At 61.1% G+C, this 16,510-nt stretch carries 16 protein-coding genes; 9 read left to right on the top strand and 7 right to left on the bottom strand.

All coding sequences use genetic code 11. The features are described from left to right. Positions 1-6 precede the first annotated feature (6 nt). The 3 genes from AB1E37_RS05455 to mltB all read right to left on the bottom strand — a co-directional run bounded on the left by AB1E37_RS05455 (position 7) and on the right by mltB (position 2,995). A complete protein-coding gene (locus AB1E37_RS05455) occupies positions 7-870 on the bottom strand; it encodes a metal ABC transporter permease (RefSeq protein WP_004149458.1) in 864 nt (287 codons plus the stop codon). After that, positions 867-1,577 carry a metal ABC transporter ATP-binding protein gene (locus tag AB1E37_RS05450; RefSeq protein ID WP_015958867.1) on the bottom strand — a complete coding sequence of 237 codons (711 nt, stop codon included), beginning with the start codon at positions 1,575-1,577 and terminating at the stop codon, positions 867-869. Before AB1E37_RS05450 ends, AB1E37_RS05455 begins: the two co-directional genes overlap by 4 nt. Positions 1,578-1,915: 338 nt before the next feature. Further along, positions 1,916-2,995: a lytic murein transglycosylase B gene (mltB, locus tag AB1E37_RS05445; RefSeq protein WP_004174694.1), complete on the bottom strand. Its 1,080-nt coding sequence runs from the start codon at positions 2,993-2,995 to the stop codon at positions 1,916-1,918. A 276-nt stretch (positions 2,996-3,271) separates the two neighbouring features. Here mltB and AB1E37_RS05440 point away from each other — a divergent pair, with 276 nt between their 5' ends. The 7 genes from AB1E37_RS05440 (at position 3,272) to gutQ (ending at position 8,295) form a co-directional block, all read left to right on the top strand. Further along, positions 3,272-3,835 carry a PTS glucitol/sorbitol transporter subunit IIC gene (locus tag AB1E37_RS05440; RefSeq protein ID WP_002914812.1) on the top strand — a complete coding sequence of 188 codons (564 nt, stop codon included), beginning with the start codon at positions 3,272-3,274 and terminating at the stop codon, positions 3,833-3,835. Beyond that, positions 3,832-4,812 carry a PTS glucitol/sorbitol transporter subunit IIB gene (locus tag AB1E37_RS05435; protein WP_004149462.1) on the top strand — a complete coding sequence of 327 codons (981 nt, stop codon included), beginning with the start codon at positions 3,832-3,834 and terminating at the stop codon, positions 4,810-4,812. The genes AB1E37_RS05440 and AB1E37_RS05435 overlap by 4 nt, the downstream gene beginning before the upstream one ends. A 13-nt stretch (positions 4,813-4,825) precedes the next feature. Next, a complete protein-coding gene (gene srlB, locus AB1E37_RS05430; RefSeq protein ID WP_004174693.1) occupies positions 4,826-5,188 on the top strand; it encodes a PTS glucitol/sorbitol transporter subunit IIA in 363 nt (120 codons plus the stop codon). Between the two features lie 12 nt (positions 5,189-5,200). After that, positions 5,201-5,980: a sorbitol-6-phosphate dehydrogenase gene (gene srlD / locus AB1E37_RS05425; protein ID WP_032448034.1), complete on the top strand. Its 780-nt coding sequence runs from the start codon at positions 5,201-5,203 to the stop codon at positions 5,978-5,980. Between the two features lie 157 nt (positions 5,981-6,137). Next, positions 6,138-6,497 (top strand): transcriptional regulator GutM, encoded by a 360-nt coding sequence (gutM, locus tag AB1E37_RS05420; RefSeq protein WP_004145754.1) that lies wholly within the window; start codon positions 6,138-6,140, stop codon positions 6,495-6,497. A 66-nt stretch (positions 6,498-6,563) separates the two neighbouring features. Continuing rightward, positions 6,564-7,337, top strand: a complete 774-nt coding sequence (locus tag AB1E37_RS05415) for a DNA-binding transcriptional repressor (RefSeq protein ID WP_002914817.1) — start codon at positions 6,564-6,566, stop codon at positions 7,335-7,337. Continuing rightward, positions 7,330-8,295 (top strand): arabinose-5-phosphate isomerase GutQ, encoded by a 966-nt coding sequence (gene gutQ, locus AB1E37_RS05410; protein ID WP_004174691.1) that lies wholly within the window; start codon positions 7,330-7,332, stop codon positions 8,293-8,295. Before AB1E37_RS05415 ends, gutQ begins: the two co-directional genes overlap by 8 nt. On the opposite strand, the gene norR is transcribed toward gutQ, so the two are convergent. Further along, positions 8,258-9,808, bottom strand: coding sequence for a nitric oxide reductase transcriptional regulator NorR (norR, locus tag AB1E37_RS05405; protein ID WP_002914820.1), 1,551 nt, complete (start codon positions 9,806-9,808; stop codon positions 8,258-8,260). The two genes, gutQ and norR, sit on opposite strands and share 38 nt — an antisense overlap. Before the next feature lie 187 nt (positions 9,809-9,995). Between norR and norV the strand changes: the two genes are divergently transcribed. After that, positions 9,996-11,444 (top strand): anaerobic nitric oxide reductase flavorubredoxin, encoded by a 1,449-nt coding sequence (gene norV / locus AB1E37_RS05400; protein WP_004145759.1) that lies wholly within the window; start codon positions 9,996-9,998, stop codon positions 11,442-11,444. Beyond that, positions 11,441-12,574 (top strand): NADH:flavorubredoxin reductase NorW, encoded by a 1,134-nt coding sequence (norW, locus tag AB1E37_RS05395; protein WP_002914823.1) that lies wholly within the window; start codon positions 11,441-11,443, stop codon positions 12,572-12,574. Before norV ends, norW begins: the two co-directional genes overlap by 4 nt. Positions 12,575-12,670: 96 nt before the next feature. Here the strand turns inward: norW and AB1E37_RS05390 are convergent, their stop codons facing one another. The 3 genes from AB1E37_RS05390 to hydN are packed head-to-tail and all read right to left on the bottom strand — an operon-like array spanning position 12,671 to position 16,451. Then, positions 12,671-13,684, bottom strand: coding sequence for a HoxN/HupN/NixA family nickel/cobalt transporter (locus AB1E37_RS05390; protein ID WP_004900080.1), 1,014 nt, complete (start codon positions 13,682-13,684; stop codon positions 12,671-12,673). Then, on the bottom strand, positions 13,681-15,915 hold the full coding sequence (hypF, locus tag AB1E37_RS05385) for a carbamoyltransferase HypF (protein ID WP_032448036.1): 2,235 nt from the start codon (positions 15,913-15,915) through the stop codon (positions 13,681-13,683). The genes AB1E37_RS05390 and hypF overlap by 4 nt, the downstream gene beginning before the upstream one ends. Positions 15,916-15,923: 8 nt before the next feature. Further along, positions 15,924-16,451: an electron transport protein HydN gene (gene hydN / locus AB1E37_RS05380; RefSeq protein WP_002914875.1), complete on the bottom strand. Its 528-nt coding sequence runs from the start codon at positions 16,449-16,451 to the stop codon at positions 15,924-15,926. Between the last annotated feature and the right edge of the window lie 59 nt (positions 16,452-16,510).

Genomic DNA, 16,510 nt, shown 5'->3' with positions numbered 1-16,510 from the left:
ATTTCCTTACCCCATCAATGTGCGCCAACCGACCAGCAGCCGGCTGCGCGTGCCAAAAAATAGCGAAACAAAAAACAGTGCGCTGGCGGTCAGCACAATAGCGGGCCCGGCGGGAAGACTAATCGCCCAGGAGAGGCTTAATCCCAGCCAGGCGCAGAGCGCGCCCATTCCCGCCGCCAGCAGCAGAATGCCCGGCAGCGTGCGCGCCCAGCAGCGCGCGGCGACCGCCGGGAGCATCATTACCCCTACCGCCATCAGCGTGCCGAGCACCTGAAACCCGGCCACCAGATTAAGCACCAGCAGCGCCAGAAAAAGCCCATGCAGCAGCGCAGGCAGCCGCCGGTGATTCACCTGCAGCCAGGCGCTGTCGAACGCCTCGCTGACCAGACCGCGGTAGCACAGCGCAATGCACAATAGCGTCAGGCTGGCGACGCCGCTGACAAACAGCGCCGCATCGCGGTCGACCGCCAGAATGGAGCCAAATAGCAGATGCAGGAGGTCCACGCTGGAGCCGCGCAGCGACACCAGGGTGACGCCCAGGGCCAGCGAGCCCAGATAAAATCCGGCAAAACTGGCGTCCTCTTTTAACGGTGTCCGCCGGCTCACCCACCCGGCCACCAGGGCAACCACGATACCGGCGATGAAGCCGCCGAGGGTCATGGCCAGCAGCGACATGCCGCTCAGCAGATACCCCACCGCCACGCCGGGGAGAATGGCGTGCGACAGCGCATCGCCCATCAGGCTCATGCGCCGCAGCAGCAGGAAGACGCCCAGCATGGTGGTGCTCAGCGACAGCGCCAGACACACCACGAGGGCCCGACGCATAAAGCCGAATTCAATGAAAGGCTGAAAGAAGGTGTGCCAGATCATGCCGACCTCACATGACTGAAGGCCGGGAGCACCGCCCGGGTAGCGCCCCAGCAGGCGCGCTGGGGAGTCAGCAGCAGCGTCTCGGGGAAAAAGTCGGCCACCCGCTGGTTATCATGCAGCACCGCCAGGATGGTCTGTCCCTGCCGGTGCATCTCGAGGATCAAATCCATTAGTTCGCGACTGGTCGCTTCGTCGATACCGGTGAAGGGCTCGTCGAGCATCACCAGCGGCGCCTGCTGCACCATCACCCGGGCAAATAGCATGCGCTGAAACTGGCCGCCGGAGAGCGCTTCGATCGGCGTTTTCGCCAGGCCCGCCAGCCCGACCCGCTCCAGCACCGCGCCGATGCGTCGCCGGGTGCCGCCCCCCAGACCGCGCAGCAGCGACACGCCGGGCCATGCGCCCTGGCTTACCACATCCTGCACGTTGAGAGGAAACTGCGACTCGAGGGCATGGCGCTGCGCCAGCCAGCCGATCACCGGCCGTTTTCCCTGCCAGCGCAGGCGGCCACTGACCGGCGGAAGAAACCCGGCGAGGGTTTTCAGCAGCGTTGATTTTCCGCAGCCATTGAGGCCAACAATTGCCGTCAGGCTGCCGGGGCATATCATCCCGCTCAGCGGAGGGGTGATCGCTACCCCGTCATAGCCGGCGACCAACTGCTCCAGTTCAATCATGGCAGCGTCACCGCCCACCAGGTTGCTAACCATAGCGCCGCCAGCAGCACGCCTGCGATAGCCGCGCGCGCCGCGCCGGATGCCATAAAAATCGATGTGAACATATCCCCGCCTCAATTTAATGTTATAACATAACAATAACGAAGCGAAGAAAGAATGTAAATCAGCGTCAGTCAGCGGAAATGTAACAAAGGTCAACAAGAGGCATGGAGACGGGAAAAAACGGGGGGATAAGCGCGGCCTCCTCGGCGTCATCCCCCGGTCGCGCTGCGCTTCCCGGGGCTAGCAACCGGATACCGGACCGTAGCCCGGATAAGGCGCTACGCGCCGCTATCCGGGGAGGCTGGGAAATTGTCAGCCGGATGAAAGGATTAATAACCGCCGCGGGCCTGCGCAACCGCCAGACCCAGCTGCCAGACAGCCATCGCGTAGTGGGTGCTGTGGTTGTAGCGGGTGATGGTGTAGAAGTTCGGCAGCCCGTACCAGTACTCATAGCCGGTGCCGACGTCCAGCCGCAGCAGGCTGGCCTGCTGATGGTTACCCAGCGGCTGGGTCGGGGTCAGCCCTGCGGCCGCCAGCTGCGAAACGCTGTATTTAGTCTTGAAACCATTCTCCAGCCCCGGGGCCTGCCCCAGCGCCTGCACCGCCACCAGATCGCCGCTCACCCAACCATGCTGTTTGAAGTAGTTGGCCACGCTGCCGATAGCATCCACCGGGTCCCACAGGTTGATATGTCCGTCACCGTTAAAATCGACCGCATACTGCTTATAGGAGGACGGCATAAACTGACCGTAGCCCATCGCCCCGGCGAAAGAGCCTTTCAGATCCAGCGGGTCGTCGCTTTCGCTGCGCGCCATTAGCAGGAAAGTTTCCAGCTCCGACGAGAAGTATTCGGCGCGGCGCGGGTAGCTAAACGACAGCGTCGCCAGCGCGTCGAGGATCCGGGTTTTGCCCATCACCCGGCCCCAGCGAGTCTCCACGCCGATAATGCCGACGATGATTTCCGGCGGCACGCCGTAAACCTGATAAGCGCGGTTGAGCGCGTCCTGATACTGATTCCAGAACACCACGCCGTTCTGCACATTATCCGGGGTAATGAACTGTTTCTTGTAGCGCAGCCAGGCGCCGGTCGGCCCGGTTGGCGGCAGGCCGGTCGGCGCCTGACGATCCATCAGCCGCAGGACGTAATCCAGGCGCTTTGCCTGCGACAGGATCTCCTGCAGCTGCTGCCTGTCGAAGCCGTGCTTCGCCACCATCTTATCGATAAACTGCGCCGCCGCCGGGTTGTTGGCGAAGTCGCCGCCCATCTGCATCACGTTATGCTGCGGTTCCAGCAAAAAGCCGCCGGTTCCACTCGCCATCTCCGTTTCCGCGGGGGTCTTGGGTTTGCTGCTGCAGGCAGCGAGGAGCACACAAAGGGGAAGTAAAGCCAGATAGCGACGCTTCAACATGGGAATTCCGTTTAACAAATTCAGCAAGGGATAATTATGGTAAAGCATGCGACGACCAACAAGAAAGCGACAATCTGTTTGTAGACAAAATAGTCCTTCAACGGCTCCTCCCCTGCGTGCTTTTATGCCCTGCAACATTTCATCTCGCCCGCATCATCTTTCAAAATAAAATATTTATCTTTCATTTTGCGATCCATTTAACACTTTTAAACCTTTCAAAATGATTAAAATCAGCCTGCGATTAGCAAGAAAAATAACATGCTGAAGGAGAGAACAATGATTGACGTCGTGACCCACGGCGCGGAGTGGTTTATCGGCCTGTTTCAGAAAGGCGGCGAGGTATTTACCGGCATGGTGACCGGGATCCTCCCCTTGCTGATCAGCCTGCTGGTGATCATGAACGCGCTGATCAACTTTATCGGCCAGCAGCGGATCGAGAAGCTGGCGCAGCGCTGCGCAGGAAACCCAATCTCCCGCTACCTGCTGCTACCCTGCATCGGCACCTTCGTGTTTTGTAACCCAATGACGTTAAGCCTCGGCCGGTTTATGCCAGAGAAGTACAAGCCCAGCTATTACGCGGCGGCGTCGTATAGCTGCCACTCAATGAACGGGCTGTTTCCACATATCAACCCCGGCGAGCTGTTCGTCTATCTCGGCATCGCCAACGGCCTCACTACCCTCGGCCTACCGCTCGGTCCGCTGGCGGTGAGCTACCTGCTGGTTGGCCTGGTGACTAACTTCTTCCGCGGCTGGGTCACCGACCTGACCACCTCGATTTTCGAGAGAAAAATGGCGATTCAGCTTTCCCAGAAAGTGCATCTGTCAGGAGCGACATCATGACCCGTATTCGTATAGAGAAAGGCACCGGCGGCTGGGGCGGCCCGCTTGAGCTCGACGCCGTCGAAGGCAAAAAGATCGTCTATATCACCGCCGGCACCCGCCCGGCGATTGTTGACCGCATCGCCAGCCTGACCGGCTGGCAGCCGGTGGACGGGTTTAAAGAGGGGGAACCAGCGGAAAGCGACATCGGCGTGGCAATTATCGACTGCGGGGGCACCCTGCGCTGCGGGCTCTATCCTAAGCGCCGCATCCCGACGGTGAATATCCATGCCACCGGCAAATCAGGGCCGCTGGCCCAGTACATCACGGAAGATATTTATGTCTCCGGCGTCAAAGAGGACAACATCCAGTGCATCGCTCCCGACAGCGCAGGGGTTTCCGAGCCGCCGGCGGAAAACAAGAGCGCGGGTCGCGATTACGACACCAGCAAGAAGATTACTGAACAGAGCGATGGCCTGCTGGCGAAGGTCGGGATGGGCATGGGTTCGGTGGTGGCGGTGCTGTTCCAGGCCGGGCGCGACACCATTGATACGGTGCTGAAAACCATTCTGCCGTTTATGGCCTTCGTCTCGGCGCTGATCGGCATCATCATGGCCTCCGGCATCGGCGACTGGATTGCCCACGGCCTGGCGCCGCTTGCCAGCCATCCGCTGGGGCTGGTGACCCTGGCGCTGATCTGCTCCTTCCCGCTACTGTCGCCGTTTCTCGGCCCCGGCGCGGTGATAGCTCAGGTGATCGGCGTGCTGATCGGCGTTCAAATCGGCCTCGGCAACATTCCGCCGCACCTCGCCCTGCCCGCCCTATTCGCCATTAACGCCCAGGCCGCCTGCGATTTTATTCCGGTAGGCCTGTCGCTAGCCGAAGCCCGCCAGGATACCGTGCGCGTCGGCGTGCCGTCGGTGCTGGTCAGCCGCTTTCTGACCGGCGCACCAACGGTGCTGATCGCGTGGTTCGTTTCCGGATTTATTTACCAGTAAGAGGTTCCTGCAGATGACTGTGATTTACCAGACCACCATTACGCACATCGGCGCCTGCGCGACGATGGCGCTGGAAGAGCAAATGCTGATCACCTTCCGCGAGGGCGCCCCGGCGGATATCGAAGAGTACTGCTTTATTCACAACCACGGCGAGCTTGCTGGCACGCTGCAGCCGGGGGCAGAGCTGCAGCTTGGCGAACAGCGCTACCCGGTGACCGCCGTCGGCGAGGTCGCTGAACAAAACCTGCGCGAGCTGGGCCACATCACCCTGCGCTTTGACGGCCATCGTGAAGCGGAGTTCCCAGGTACCGTCCATGTGGCGGGCCCGGTGCCGGACGCCATCGCGCCCGGCTGCGTACTGAAGTTTGTTGCTTAAAAGGAGAGAGAGATGAATCAGGTTGCTGTTGTCATTGGCGGTGGACAAACCTTAGGAGAGTTTCTGTGCCGCGGGCTGGCCGCCGAGGGCTACCGCGTGGCGGTGGTCGATATTCAGAGCGAAAAAGCCAGCCGCGTCGCCCAGGAGATTAACGCTGAGTATGGCGAAGGTATGGCGTACGGCTTCGGCGCCGACGCCACCAGCGAGGCCAGCGTCACCGCCCTGGCCCACGGGGTGGATGAGATTTTTTCGCGCGTCGACCTGCTGGTGTACAGCGCCGGGATCGCCAAGGCGGCGTTTATTAGCGACTTCGCGCTGGGGGATTTCGACCGCTCGCTGCAGGTCAATCTGGTGGGCTATTTTCTCTGCGCCCGCGAGTTCTCGCGGCTGATGATCCGCGACGGTATTAAGGGGCGGATCATTCAGATCAACTCGAAATCCGGCAAAGTTGGCAGTAAGCACAACTCCGGCTACAGCGCGGCGAAGTTCGGCGGCGTCGGGCTGACCCAGTCGCTGGCGCTGGATCTGGCGGAATATGGCATTACCGTGCATTCGCTGATGCTCGGCAATCTGCTGAAGTCGCCGATGTTCCAGTCGCTGCTGCCGCAGTATGCCACCAAGCTCGGTATCGATGAGAGCGAAGTCGAGCAGTACTACATCGACAAGGTGCCGCTGAAGCGCGGCTGCGAATATCAGGATGTGCTGAACGTATTGATGTTTTACGCTAGCCCACAGTCGTCGTACTGCACCGGGCAGTCAATCAACGTCACCGGCGGCCAGGTGATGTTTTAACAGGTTCCCGGATGGCGCTGCGCTTATCCGGGCTACAAAACTGTAGGTCGGGTAAGGCGTTAGCCGCCACCCGACAAAAAAACGGCACCGCGGGTCGCTCGGGTTAGGCGCTCGCGCCGTGACCTGGGCTGTTCCCGCCCCTCTTAAGGAGAGACCTATGGTTACTGCATTAATCATCGTCGCCGCCATCGCCTGGCTTACCCAGCTGGCCTTTGGCGGCTGGCAGATCCGCCGCTTCAATCGCGCCTTTGATAGCCTGTGCCAGCAGGGGCGGGTGGGCGTCGGCCGCTCCGCCGGGCGCTTTCAACCGCGCGCCATCGTCGCCATCGCCGTCGATGATAACGACCGCATTAGCGACACGCTGCTGATGAAAGGCTTCACCATTTTCGCCAGTCCGCAAAAGATCCCGGCTCTGGCAGGCAAACATATTGCGGAATTGCAGCCTGATGTGATCTTTCCCCATGATCCGCGCTGTCAGAATGCACTATCATTAGCGCTTAATCCGAAACATGGATAATTTCGTTGTAAAAGTAAATATCTTGCGAAATTATCACTTCGAAACTTAAACGCAGGATAGACGCCTATGAAACCACGTCAGCGCCAGGCAGCCATTCTCGAGTTCCTGCAGTCGCAGGGAAAATGCTCGGTCGAAGAGCTGGCGCAACACTTCGATACCACTGGCACCACCATCCGCAAGGATCTGGTCACGCTGGAAAACGCCGGCACCGTCATTCGCACCTACGGTGGCGTGGTACTCAACAAGGATGAAGCCGATCCGCCGATTGACCATAAAACGCTGATCAACACCCATAAAAAAGCGCAGATTGCCGAGGCCGCCGTGCGATACATCCACGATGGCGATTCAATTATCCTCGACGCCGGCAGCACCGTGCTGCAGATGGTGCCATTGCTGAGTCACTTTAATAACATCACGGTGATGACCAACAGCCTGCATATCGTCAACGCGCTATCAGAGTTCGATAACGAGCAGACCATCCTGATGCCGGGCGGCACCTTCCGTAAAAAATCGGCCTCTTTTCACGGCCAGCTGGCGGAAAACGCCTTCGAACAGTTCAGCTTCGACAAGCTGTTTATGGGCACCGACGGTATCGATCTGAACGCCGGAGTCACTACCTTTAATGAGGTCTATACCGTCAGCAAAGCGATGTGCAACGCCGCCCGCGAAGTGATCCTGATGGCCGACTCATCCAAGTTTGGTCGTAAAAGCCCCAATATTGTCTGCGGCCTTGAACGCGTGGATAAATTGATTACCGATGCCGATATTGACCCGGAATTCCAGCGGGCGCTGGAAGCCAAAGGCATTGAAGTCATTATTACTGGAGAACATCATGAGTAACTTTTTGTTAGAGGCCGGACGCCAGACCCTGATGCTTGAGCTGCAGGAGGCGAGCCGCCTGCCGGAGCGCCTGGGCGACGACTTCATCCGCGCGGCGGAAACCATTATCCACTGCGAGGGCAAACTGATTGTCTCCGGTATCGGTAAATCCGGCCACATCGGTAAAAAGCTGGCGGCAACCTTCGCCAGCACCGGCACCCCGGCCTTTTTCGTCCATCCGGCGGAAGCCCTACACGGCGATCTCGGCATGCTCGATAGCCGCGACGTGATGCTGTTTATCTCCTACTCCGGTAGCGCGAAAGAGCTGGATCTCATCGTGCCGCGGCTGGAAGAAAAAGGCATTCCGCTGCTGGCGATGACCGGCAAATCCACCTCGCCGCTGGCGCTGGCGGCGAAAGCGGTGCTGGATATCGCCGTGGAGCGCGAGGCCTGCCCGATGCATCTGGCGCCAACCTCCAGCACCGTCAACACGCTGATGCTGGGCGACGCGTTGGCGATGGCGGTGATGCAGGCGCGCGGTTTCAATGAAGAGGATTTCGCCCGTTCCCACCCGGCGGGCGCCCTCGGCGCGCGGCTGCTGAACAAAGTGCATCACCTGATGCGTCGTGATGAAGAAGTGCCGCGGGTCAATACCGAGGCCAACGTCATGGACGCCATGCTCGAACTAAGCCGAACCGGACTCGGCCTGGTGGCGGTCTGCGATGAAGCCAACCGCGTGCAGGGCGTTTTCACCGACGGCGACCTGCGCCGCTGGCTGGTTGCTGGCGGTACGCTCAACGATGGCGTCACTCGGGCGATGACCCGCAACGGCGTAACGCTGCAGGCGGATAGCCGCGCGGTGGAAGCCAAAGAGCGGCTGATGAAACACAAAATCAGCGCCGCGCCGGTAGTGGATGAGAACGGCCAACTGGTCGGCGCCATTAACCTGCAGAACTTTTACCAGGCGGGGATCCTTTAAGACCCAGACGTTTCGCCAGCCGATGCAGGTTGGCGACGTCCAGTTCCAGCGCTCGGGCGGTCGCCGCCCAGTTGCCCTGGTTCGCCTCCAGCGCGCGGCTAATGGCTTCTCGCTGAAAAGAGTCGGTCGCCTCGCGCAGATTGATGTTTCCCGTCGCGGGCGCCGCTGCCGCCGTCTCAGTCGGCAACATCGGCGCCGCCACCGCAAACTGGAAATGCTGCGGCTCCAGGACCACTTCATCACCGGCCTGGGTGGCCCGCGCCAGCACCACCGCCCGATGGATAGCATGCTCCAGTTCGCGCACGTTGCCCGGCCAGGACCACTTCTGCAGCCGGTTTCGCGCCGCCTCAGCCAAAATGACCCGCGCCAGCCCCATCCGCAGGCGGCACTGCTCACAGAAATAGCCCGCCAGCAGCACCACGTCACTTTCCCGCTCGCGTAGCGGCGGAACCGACAGCGGGAAGACGCTCAGCCGATGGTACAGATCGGCGCGAAAGCGCCCTTCCACCACCTCCTGGCGCAGATCGCGGTTCGTCGCCGCCAGCACCCGCACATCGACCCGCAGGCTGCGGTCATCGCCGACGCGCTGAATATCGCCATACTGCAGCACGCGCAGCAGTTTGGCCTGCAGCGCCAGCGACAGTTCGCCGATTTCGTCAAGAAACAGGGTGCCGTTATCCGCCATCTCAAATTTACCGCTGCGGTTGCTGATAGCCCCGGTAAATGCCCCTTTCACATGGCCGAACAGCTCGCTCTCCGCTACGCTTTCCGGCAGCGCCGCGCAGTTGAGGTACACCAGAGGGTTGGCGGCTCGCGGCGACCCCTGATGCACCGCCTTCGCCACCAGCTCTTTGCCGGTGCCGGTTTCGCCGCTGATCAGCACGTTTAAATCCGAGGCGGCGACGATATCGATCTCTTTTTTCAGCTGCAGCATGGGCCCCGACAGGCCGATGATCTCCTGGCGCTCCGGCAGCGGGTAATTCACCGCCTGCGCCGGCAGGACGTTTTGCGCTTCAAGGCGGGCGATAAGCAGCGCATTATTCAGCGCCCCGGCCACCAGCGCGGCAATCAGCCGCAGCTCTTCATCGCTGAAGCTATCGAAACGATCGGCATCCATGCCGTCCAGGGTCAGCGCGCCAATCAGCGTCTGCCCGGCAAACAGCGGCAGTCCCACGCAGGCATGGACTTTGAGGCTCTCATGACCGGGGATCAACCCGTCATAGGGGTCGGGCAGGTCGCTATCCGCCGGGAAGCGCACCACATCCCCGGCGCGCGCAATCGCCTCCAGCCGCGGGTGTCCTTCCAGGGCAAAGCGCCGACCGAGCACATCCTGCGCCAGGCCATCGATCGCCAGCGGCACAAACTGATGCGCCTCATAGCGCAGCAGCGCCGAGGCATCGCAGCCAAGAATTTGCCGCAGGGTAGTAATCAGGCGCGAAAAGCGGTCGGTGTGACCAATATCGCTTTGTAAATCTATGGCGATTCTCGCCAGCTCGTCGACGGAAAAACTCATTGCCGCTCCATTGTCATTTTGACAATACGCATTGTCATATCGACTATTTTAACCATTGTCATTTTGACAACAACCAAAATCAGAAAAAATTAAAAACAGATAATTATCAATGAATTAAAAAGTTGGCACGCAACTTGATATAAGCCAGTCAACTGAGTTTAAACACACTGTATTGATTGAGGTTGCTATGTCTATTGTGGTGAAAAATAACATTCTTTGGGTTGGCCAACGTGACTGGGAAGTGCGTGATTTCCACGGCACCGAATATAAAACGCTGCGCGGCAGCAGCTACAACAGCTATCTCATCCGCGAAGAGAAAAACGTGCTGATCGATACCGTCGATCATAAATTCAGCCGCGAGTTCGTACAGAACCTGCGCCGCGAAATCGACCTCGCCGACCTCGACTATATCGTCATTAACCACGCCGAAGAGGACCATGCCGGCGCGCTGACCGAACTGATGATGCAGATCCCGGATACGCCGATCTACTGCACTGCCAACGCCATCGACTCGATCAACGGCCACCATCATCATCCGGAGTGGAACTTCCACGTGGTGAAAACCGGCGATACTCTCGACATCGGTAACGGTAAACAGCTGATCTTCGTGGAAACGCCGATGCTGCACTGGCCGGACAGCATGATGACCTACCTGACCGGCGACGCGGTGCTGTTCAGCAACGACGCCTTCGGCCAGCACTATTGCGACGAACATCTGTTCAACGATGAAGTGGACCAGACTGAACTGTACGAACAGTGCCAGCGCTACTACGCCAACATCCTGACGCCCTTCAGCCGCCTGGTGACGCCGAAAATTACTGAAATCCTCGGTTTCAACCTGCCGGTGGAGATGATTGCCACCTCCCACGGCGTGGTCTGGCGCGATAACCCGACGCAAATCGTCGAGAAATACCTCGAGTGGGCGGCGGATTATCAGGAAGATCGCATCACCATCTTCTACGACACCATGTCCAATAATACCCGCATGATGGCGGACGCCATTGCCCAGGGGATCACCGAGGTTGACCCACGGGTAGCGGTGAAAATCTTTAACGTCGCCCGCAGCGACAAAAACGACATCCTCACCAATGTTTTCCGCTCGAAAGGCGTACTTGTCGGCACGTCCACCATGAACAACGTGATGATGCCGAAAATCGCCGGGCTGGTGGAAGAGATGACCGGGCTGCGTTTTCGCAATAAACGCGCCAGCGCCTTTGGCTCGCACGGCTGGAGCGGCGGCGCGGTAGACCGCCTGTCCACCCGCCTGCAGGATGCCGGCTTTGAGATGTCGCTGAGCCTGAAAGCCAAATGGCGCCCGGATATCGACGCGCTGGAGCTGTGCCGCCAACACGGTCGCGACATCGCTCGCCAATGGGCCCTCTCGCCGCTGCCGGTTGCTGAAGCAGCGACAACACCGGAACCACAGGACTGCGCCTGTGCCGCGGCCGCGGCCGCCGATCTCGGTCCCATGATGCAGTGCAGCGTGTGCCAGTGGGTCTATGACCCGGCGAAAGGCGAACCTAATCAGGATGTACAGCCGGGTACGCCGTGGAGCGAAGTGCCGGACAATTTCCTCTGCCCTGAGTGTTCTCTTGGCAAAGATGTCTTTGACGTACTGGCGACGGAGGCAAAATGAGTGATGGCATCGTCATCATCGGCTCGGGCTTCGCGGCCCGCCAGCTGGTGAAAAATATTCGTAAGCAGGATGCGCAAATCCCGCTGACCCTCATCGCCGCCGATAGCATGGATGAATACAACAAACCGGACCTCAGCCATGTCATCAGCCGCGGACAGAAGGCCGACGATCTGACCCTGCAAAGTGCCGGCGAGTTCGCCGAGCAGTACACTCTGCGTCTGTTTCCCCATACCTGGGTAAGCGATATCGACGCCGAAAACCGGTTAGTGAAGAGCCACGATAACCAGTGGCGCTACGACAAACTGGTGCTGGCCACCGGCGCGACGCCGTTTATCCCGTCGGTGCCGGGGCGCGAGCTGATGCTAACGCTCAATAGCCAGCGCGAATATGGCGCGGCGCAGAGCCGGCTGCACGACGCGAAGCGCGTGCTGATCGTCGGCGGCGGCCTGATTGGCTGCGAACTGGCGATGGATTTCTGCCGCGCCGGTAAAGCGGTAACGGTAGTCGATAACTCCGCCAGCGTGCTGGCGGCGCTGATGCCGCCGGAGGCCAGCAGCCGCCTGCAGCATCGGCTCACCGAGATGGGCGTACATCTGATGCTGAAAACGCAGCTGGAGGGGCTGGAGCAAACCGCCGACGGCATTCGCGTCAGTCTCGATCGCCAGCGCGCGATAACCGTCGATGCGGTGGTGGCCGCCGCCGGCCTGCGCCCGGAAACGTCGCTGGCGCGCCACGCCGGACTGCAGATTAACCGCGGTATTGTGGTCAATAGCCAGCTGCAAACCAGCGACCCGGCGATTTATGCGCTCGGCGACTGTGCGGAAATCAACGGCGTGGTACTGCCGTTCCTGCAGCCGATTTTACTCAGCGCCATGTGCCTGAGTAAAAATCTGCTGGCGCAGGCGGGAGAACTCAAGCTGCCGCCAATGCTGGTGAAGGTGAAAACCCCGGATCTGCCGCTGCATCTGGCCGGCGACACCCGCCGCGACGATCTGACGTGGAATATCGTGGCCGCCAAAGAGGGGCTGGTGGCGAAAGGCGTGGATGCCGAAAACCAGCTGCGGGCCTTTGTGGTGAGTGAAGACAAAATGAAGGAAGCCTTTGCGCTGCTCAAACAACTGGTAAGTTGATGGTTTTCCCGGCTTGCGGCGTAAACGCCTTAGCCGGGCTACGGTATTGTCCTGGTAGCCCGGCTAAGCGCAGCGCAAGCCGGGAACATATCCAGCCTAGCGCGCCAGATTGTCGTAGCCGCGCCAGCGGTAGTTGAGCACCGACAGCGCCCAACAGGCGACAAACAACCCGACCACCACAAATCCGGCGTCGCCAAGGTTGTCGTTTAACGCCCCTACCCAGCGCCATATTCCGCCGCTGAGCGCAAACTTATCCATCAGCAGGCCCAGCGCTTCCAGGCCGCCGATAAACAGCGCCACCACCACCGAAGTGCCGGTGATGGTCATATTGTAATAAAGCTTGCGCTGCGGTTTGCTGAACGCCCAGCCGTAGGCGCCGACCATCAGCACATTATCAAGCGTATCCACCAGCGCCATACCGCTGGCGAACAGTGCCGGAAAGACCATAATCGACCAGACGGAAATCCCGCTCGACGCGCCGGCGGCGGAGATACCCAGTACGCCGATTTCGGTGGCGGTATCAAAACCGAGGCCAAACAGGAAACCGACCAGGTACATCTGCCAGCTGCGGCTTATCAGACGGAAGGTCTTGCCAAACAGCCAGCTCATCACCCCGCCGCCGCTGACGATTTCGTCGCTCACCGGCTCCCCGCGCTTCCATGCCTGAAAGCTGCGCCACACGCTGCGTAAAATCACCAGGTTGATAAAGGCCATCGCCAGTAAAAACAGGGCCGACACGGCGGTGCCGATGACGCTGCCGGTATCATGCAGCCAGCTCATCTGCGTGCTGAAGGCGGTGGCGGTCGCGGCAATCGCCGCCGAGGCCAGCACCACAATCGATGAGTGGCCCAGCGAAAACCACGCCCCGACGGCGAAAGGCCGCCGCCCCTGCTGCATCATCTTGCGGGTCACGTTATCAATCGCCGCAATATGGTCGGCGTCCACCGCGTGGCGCAGGCCGTAGCCCCAGGCCAGCAGGCTGGCGGCCATCAGCGCGCCGCTGTCGCCAAAGGCCTGCAGCGCCCAGCACCAGGCCAGTAAATTCGCCGCGATCAACCCCAGCACCAGACCCGCGGCGCGCGGCTGCTGGCGTAAAACTGTCATTATCATGGTTGTATTCCTTGAGCCTGCCAGCGGGCGGCGGCGATCACCGCCTGACCATAGGCGATTGCGCCGTCGCCGGCCGGCAACTGCTGTGCAAACAGCAGAGTAAAATCCGCCAGATAAAAGGTCAATCGCGCCGCCAGCAGGCGGTTATGCAGCACCCCGCCGCTGCAGACCATCGTGTCGATGCCGCGGACGGTGGCGCAGTCGCGGGCCATCGCCGCCAGTCCCCAGGCCAGGGCGTCGTGGAAAGCCCACGCTTTCTGCGCCGGAGTCGCCTGCCAGCTCAGCCATTGCCGCCAGAAGGTCGCTAAATCCAGCGCGTCGTCGCGCCACGGCAGCGTAACCGGGTGGCTGACGCCGGGGCAGCTGGCGGCCAGCGCCTCCAGCCGACAGGCCGCTTCGCCTTCATAGCTCAGACTCTCCGGCGCGCAATCCAGGGCGCAGGCAACGGCATCAAACAGCCGTCCGCAGGATGAGGCGCGCGGCGCGTTAATCCCGCGCTCGATGGCCTGCGCCAGCAGCGGCCAGTTGCGCTGGCGCAGGGTGGCGGCCTGCGGATAATCCTGCCAGTCAGGGACAAATGCCAGACAGTGGGCCAGCAAATTTCGCCACGGCTGGCGTGCCGCCAGGTCCCCCCCTGGCAGCGCGACGGCCGGCAGCCCGCCAAGATGTTCGCATTCGCGATAGTTGACCCGCAGGCACTCCCCGCCCCACAGCGCGCCGTTCTCCCCCATACCAATACCGTCGAGTGTCAGGGCGATAACGTCCCCGCCGTCAAGCGGCCAGCGGTGCTCCGCCAGGCACGCCGCGGCGTGGGCATGGTGATGCAGCACTGTCTCCAGCGGCAGGGGCAGGGAGGCCGCCCACTGCGTTGAGCGATAGCCGGGATGGGCATCAACCACCACCCGCTGCGGCACAAACGCGTAAATGCTCTGCATCAGCTGCAGGGCGCTGCGCCACTGCTGTTCAACACCTTCCTCGCCAAGATCGCCAAAGTGCTGGCTCAGCACCGCTTCGCTGCCGCGCGCCAGGCAGAAAGTATTTTTCATATCCGCGCCGAGAGCCAGCAGCGGCGGGATGTCTCCTAGCCCCGGCGGCAGCGGCAGCGCGTCCGGGACGTAGCCCCGGGCGCGGCGCAGCATTTCACCGCTTGCGCGCACCAGTGAATCATCCATCCGCTGTACGATGTCGCGATTATGCAAGAGAAAGCCGTCGGCAATGTCGGCTAAATCATTGAGCGCCTGAGCATTACTTAACGCCGGCGGACGGCCGCTAAGGTTGCCGGAGGTCATTACGATGGGGCGCGCCAGGCCCTGCAGAAGCAAATGCTGCAGCGGATTAGACGGCAGCATCACCCCAACTTCCGCAAGCCCTGGCGCTATTTCGTCGCACAGGCCGGAGACCTGCGCTTTGGCAATCAGTACGATGGGCGCCGCCGGGGAGCCCATCAGCGCCGCAGCGGCGGCGGGTAAGCCCGTTGCCGTCGGCAGCATTACCGCCAGCGGTTTTGCCGGGCGGTGTTTTCGCGCCCGCAGCGTGGCAACGGCAGCGGGGTTACCGGCATCGCAGGCCAGATGAAAGCCGCCGATGCCTTTTATCGCCACGATGTCGCCCGCCGCCAGCCGGGCGATAGCCGCCTGCAGCGCCGCCTCGCCGTCCAGCGTTTCCCCCTCTGCCCGCCATTCCAGTCGCGGCCCGCAGTCGGGGCAGGCCACCGGCTGGGCGTGAAAACGGCGATCGGCAGAATCGCGGAATTCCGCCTCACAAGGGGAACAGAGCGGGAACGGCGCCATTGCGGTGAAGGGCCGGTCGTAGGGCATGGCGCGAATAATGGTCAACCGCGGGCCGCAGTGGGTGCAGTTGATAAAGGGGTAGCGGTAGCGGCGTGCCCGGGGATCGTTCATCTCCGCGAGGCACGCCGGGCAGGTCGCGGCATCGGGCACAATCTGAGTCCGCATCCGTCCCGCCCCACTCTCGCGGATGGTGAAATCCTGCGGCGTGGCCGCCCAGCGATAGGGAATGCAGGCGGTGCTGTCGATCCGCGCCAGCGGCGGGCAGTGGTCAGCCAGAGCGGCAGTAAAACCGTCGTCGCCCCCGACCAGCCGCACCAGTACGCCGTCGCCGTCGTTACAGACATCGCCGCAGCGGGCCTGCGCCCGGGCCAGCTGCCAGACAAAGGGGCGGAAACCGACCCCCTGCACTTTACCGCGAATGCGGATTTGCACCCCGTTCATGCCTTGACTTACCAGGCCAGCGCCGTACGGCGACGTTTCTCGATATTCATCTGCTCAAGTTTGTTGCGGTCAACGCACACGAGGGCGTGCGTCGGGCACACTTCCATGCAGGCCGGGCCGCTCTCGCGGTGGAAGCAGAGATCGCACTTGTTGGCTTCGGCTTTTTCCGCCACGACGTTCAATCCGGCGCCGCTATGGCGGATCACCGGGCGCACCACCACCTCCATCGCCCCGTACGGGCAGGCGACGACGCAGGTTTTGCAGCCGATGCAACGCTCCTGCATCACATGGACAAAGCCTTTATCGCGGCTGATGGCGCCGTTCGGGCAGACATTGGCGCAGGGGGCGTCTTCACACTGACGGCAGGCGGTCGCCGTGGAAACATTGACCCCTTTGATCACGTGAATACGCGGCTGAAAGGTGTGAGGCGTCAGGGAGGCGCAGTCCTGATGTTCCTGATGGGATACCACGCAGGCCACTTCGCAAGTGCGACAGCCGATACATTTGCTCGCATCGGCGATAATGAAACGGTTCATCCATTTCTCCAGCAGTAAGAAGGTTACGCGCCGGAGTATGCATAATACGTTCCAAGTTT

This window comes from Klebsiella sp. Shm-1 (assembly GCF_040804525.1).
GTDB lineage: Bacteria > Pseudomonadota > Gammaproteobacteria > Enterobacterales > Enterobacteriaceae > Klebsiella > Klebsiella pneumoniae.
Note: the sequence above shows the minus strand (reverse complement) of the source record. Positions and strands in the feature narration are given on the sequence as shown.

Excerpts from the sequence above, each read along its gene's own strand:
- AB1E37_RS05455 (WP_004149458.1), bottom strand. The coding sequence starts at position 870 with ATGATCTGGCACACCTTCTTTCAGCCTTTCATTGAATTCGGCTTTATG.
- AB1E37_RS05450 (WP_015958867.1), bottom strand. The coding sequence starts at position 1,577 with ATGGTTAGCAACCTGGTGGGCGGTGACGCTGCCATGATTGAACTGGAG.
- mltB (WP_004174694.1), bottom strand. The coding sequence starts at position 2,995 with ATGTTGAAGCGTCGCTATCTGGCTTTACTTCCCCTTTGTGTGCTCCTC.
- AB1E37_RS05440 (WP_002914812.1), top strand. The coding sequence starts at position 3,272 with ATGATTGACGTCGTGACCCACGGCGCGGAGTGGTTTATCGGCCTGTTT.
- AB1E37_RS05435 (WP_004149462.1), top strand. The coding sequence starts at position 3,832 with ATGACCCGTATTCGTATAGAGAAAGGCACCGGCGGCTGGGGCGGCCCG.
- srlB (WP_004174693.1), top strand. The coding sequence starts at position 4,826 with ATGACTGTGATTTACCAGACCACCATTACGCACATCGGCGCCTGCGCG.
- srlD (WP_032448034.1), top strand. The coding sequence starts at position 5,201 with ATGAATCAGGTTGCTGTTGTCATTGGCGGTGGACAAACCTTAGGAGAG.
- gutM (WP_004145754.1), top strand. The coding sequence starts at position 6,138 with ATGGTTACTGCATTAATCATCGTCGCCGCCATCGCCTGGCTTACCCAG.
- AB1E37_RS05415 (WP_002914817.1), top strand. The coding sequence starts at position 6,564 with ATGAAACCACGTCAGCGCCAGGCAGCCATTCTCGAGTTCCTGCAGTCG.
- gutQ (WP_004174691.1), top strand. The coding sequence starts at position 7,330 with ATGAGTAACTTTTTGTTAGAGGCCGGACGCCAGACCCTGATGCTTGAG.
- norR (WP_002914820.1), bottom strand. The coding sequence starts at position 9,808 with ATGAGTTTTTCCGTCGACGAGCTGGCGAGAATCGCCATAGATTTACAA.
- norV (WP_004145759.1), top strand. The coding sequence starts at position 9,996 with ATGTCTATTGTGGTGAAAAATAACATTCTTTGGGTTGGCCAACGTGAC.
- norW (WP_002914823.1), top strand. The coding sequence starts at position 11,441 with ATGAGTGATGGCATCGTCATCATCGGCTCGGGCTTCGCGGCCCGCCAG.
- AB1E37_RS05390 (WP_004900080.1), bottom strand. The coding sequence starts at position 13,684 with ATGATAATGACAGTTTTACGCCAGCAGCCGCGCGCCGCGGGTCTGGTG.
- hypF (WP_032448036.1), bottom strand. The coding sequence starts at position 15,915 with ATGAACGGGGTGCAAATCCGCATTCGCGGTAAAGTGCAGGGGGTCGGT.
- hydN (WP_002914875.1), bottom strand. The coding sequence starts at position 16,451 with ATGAACCGTTTCATTATCGCCGATGCGAGCAAATGTATCGGCTGTCGC.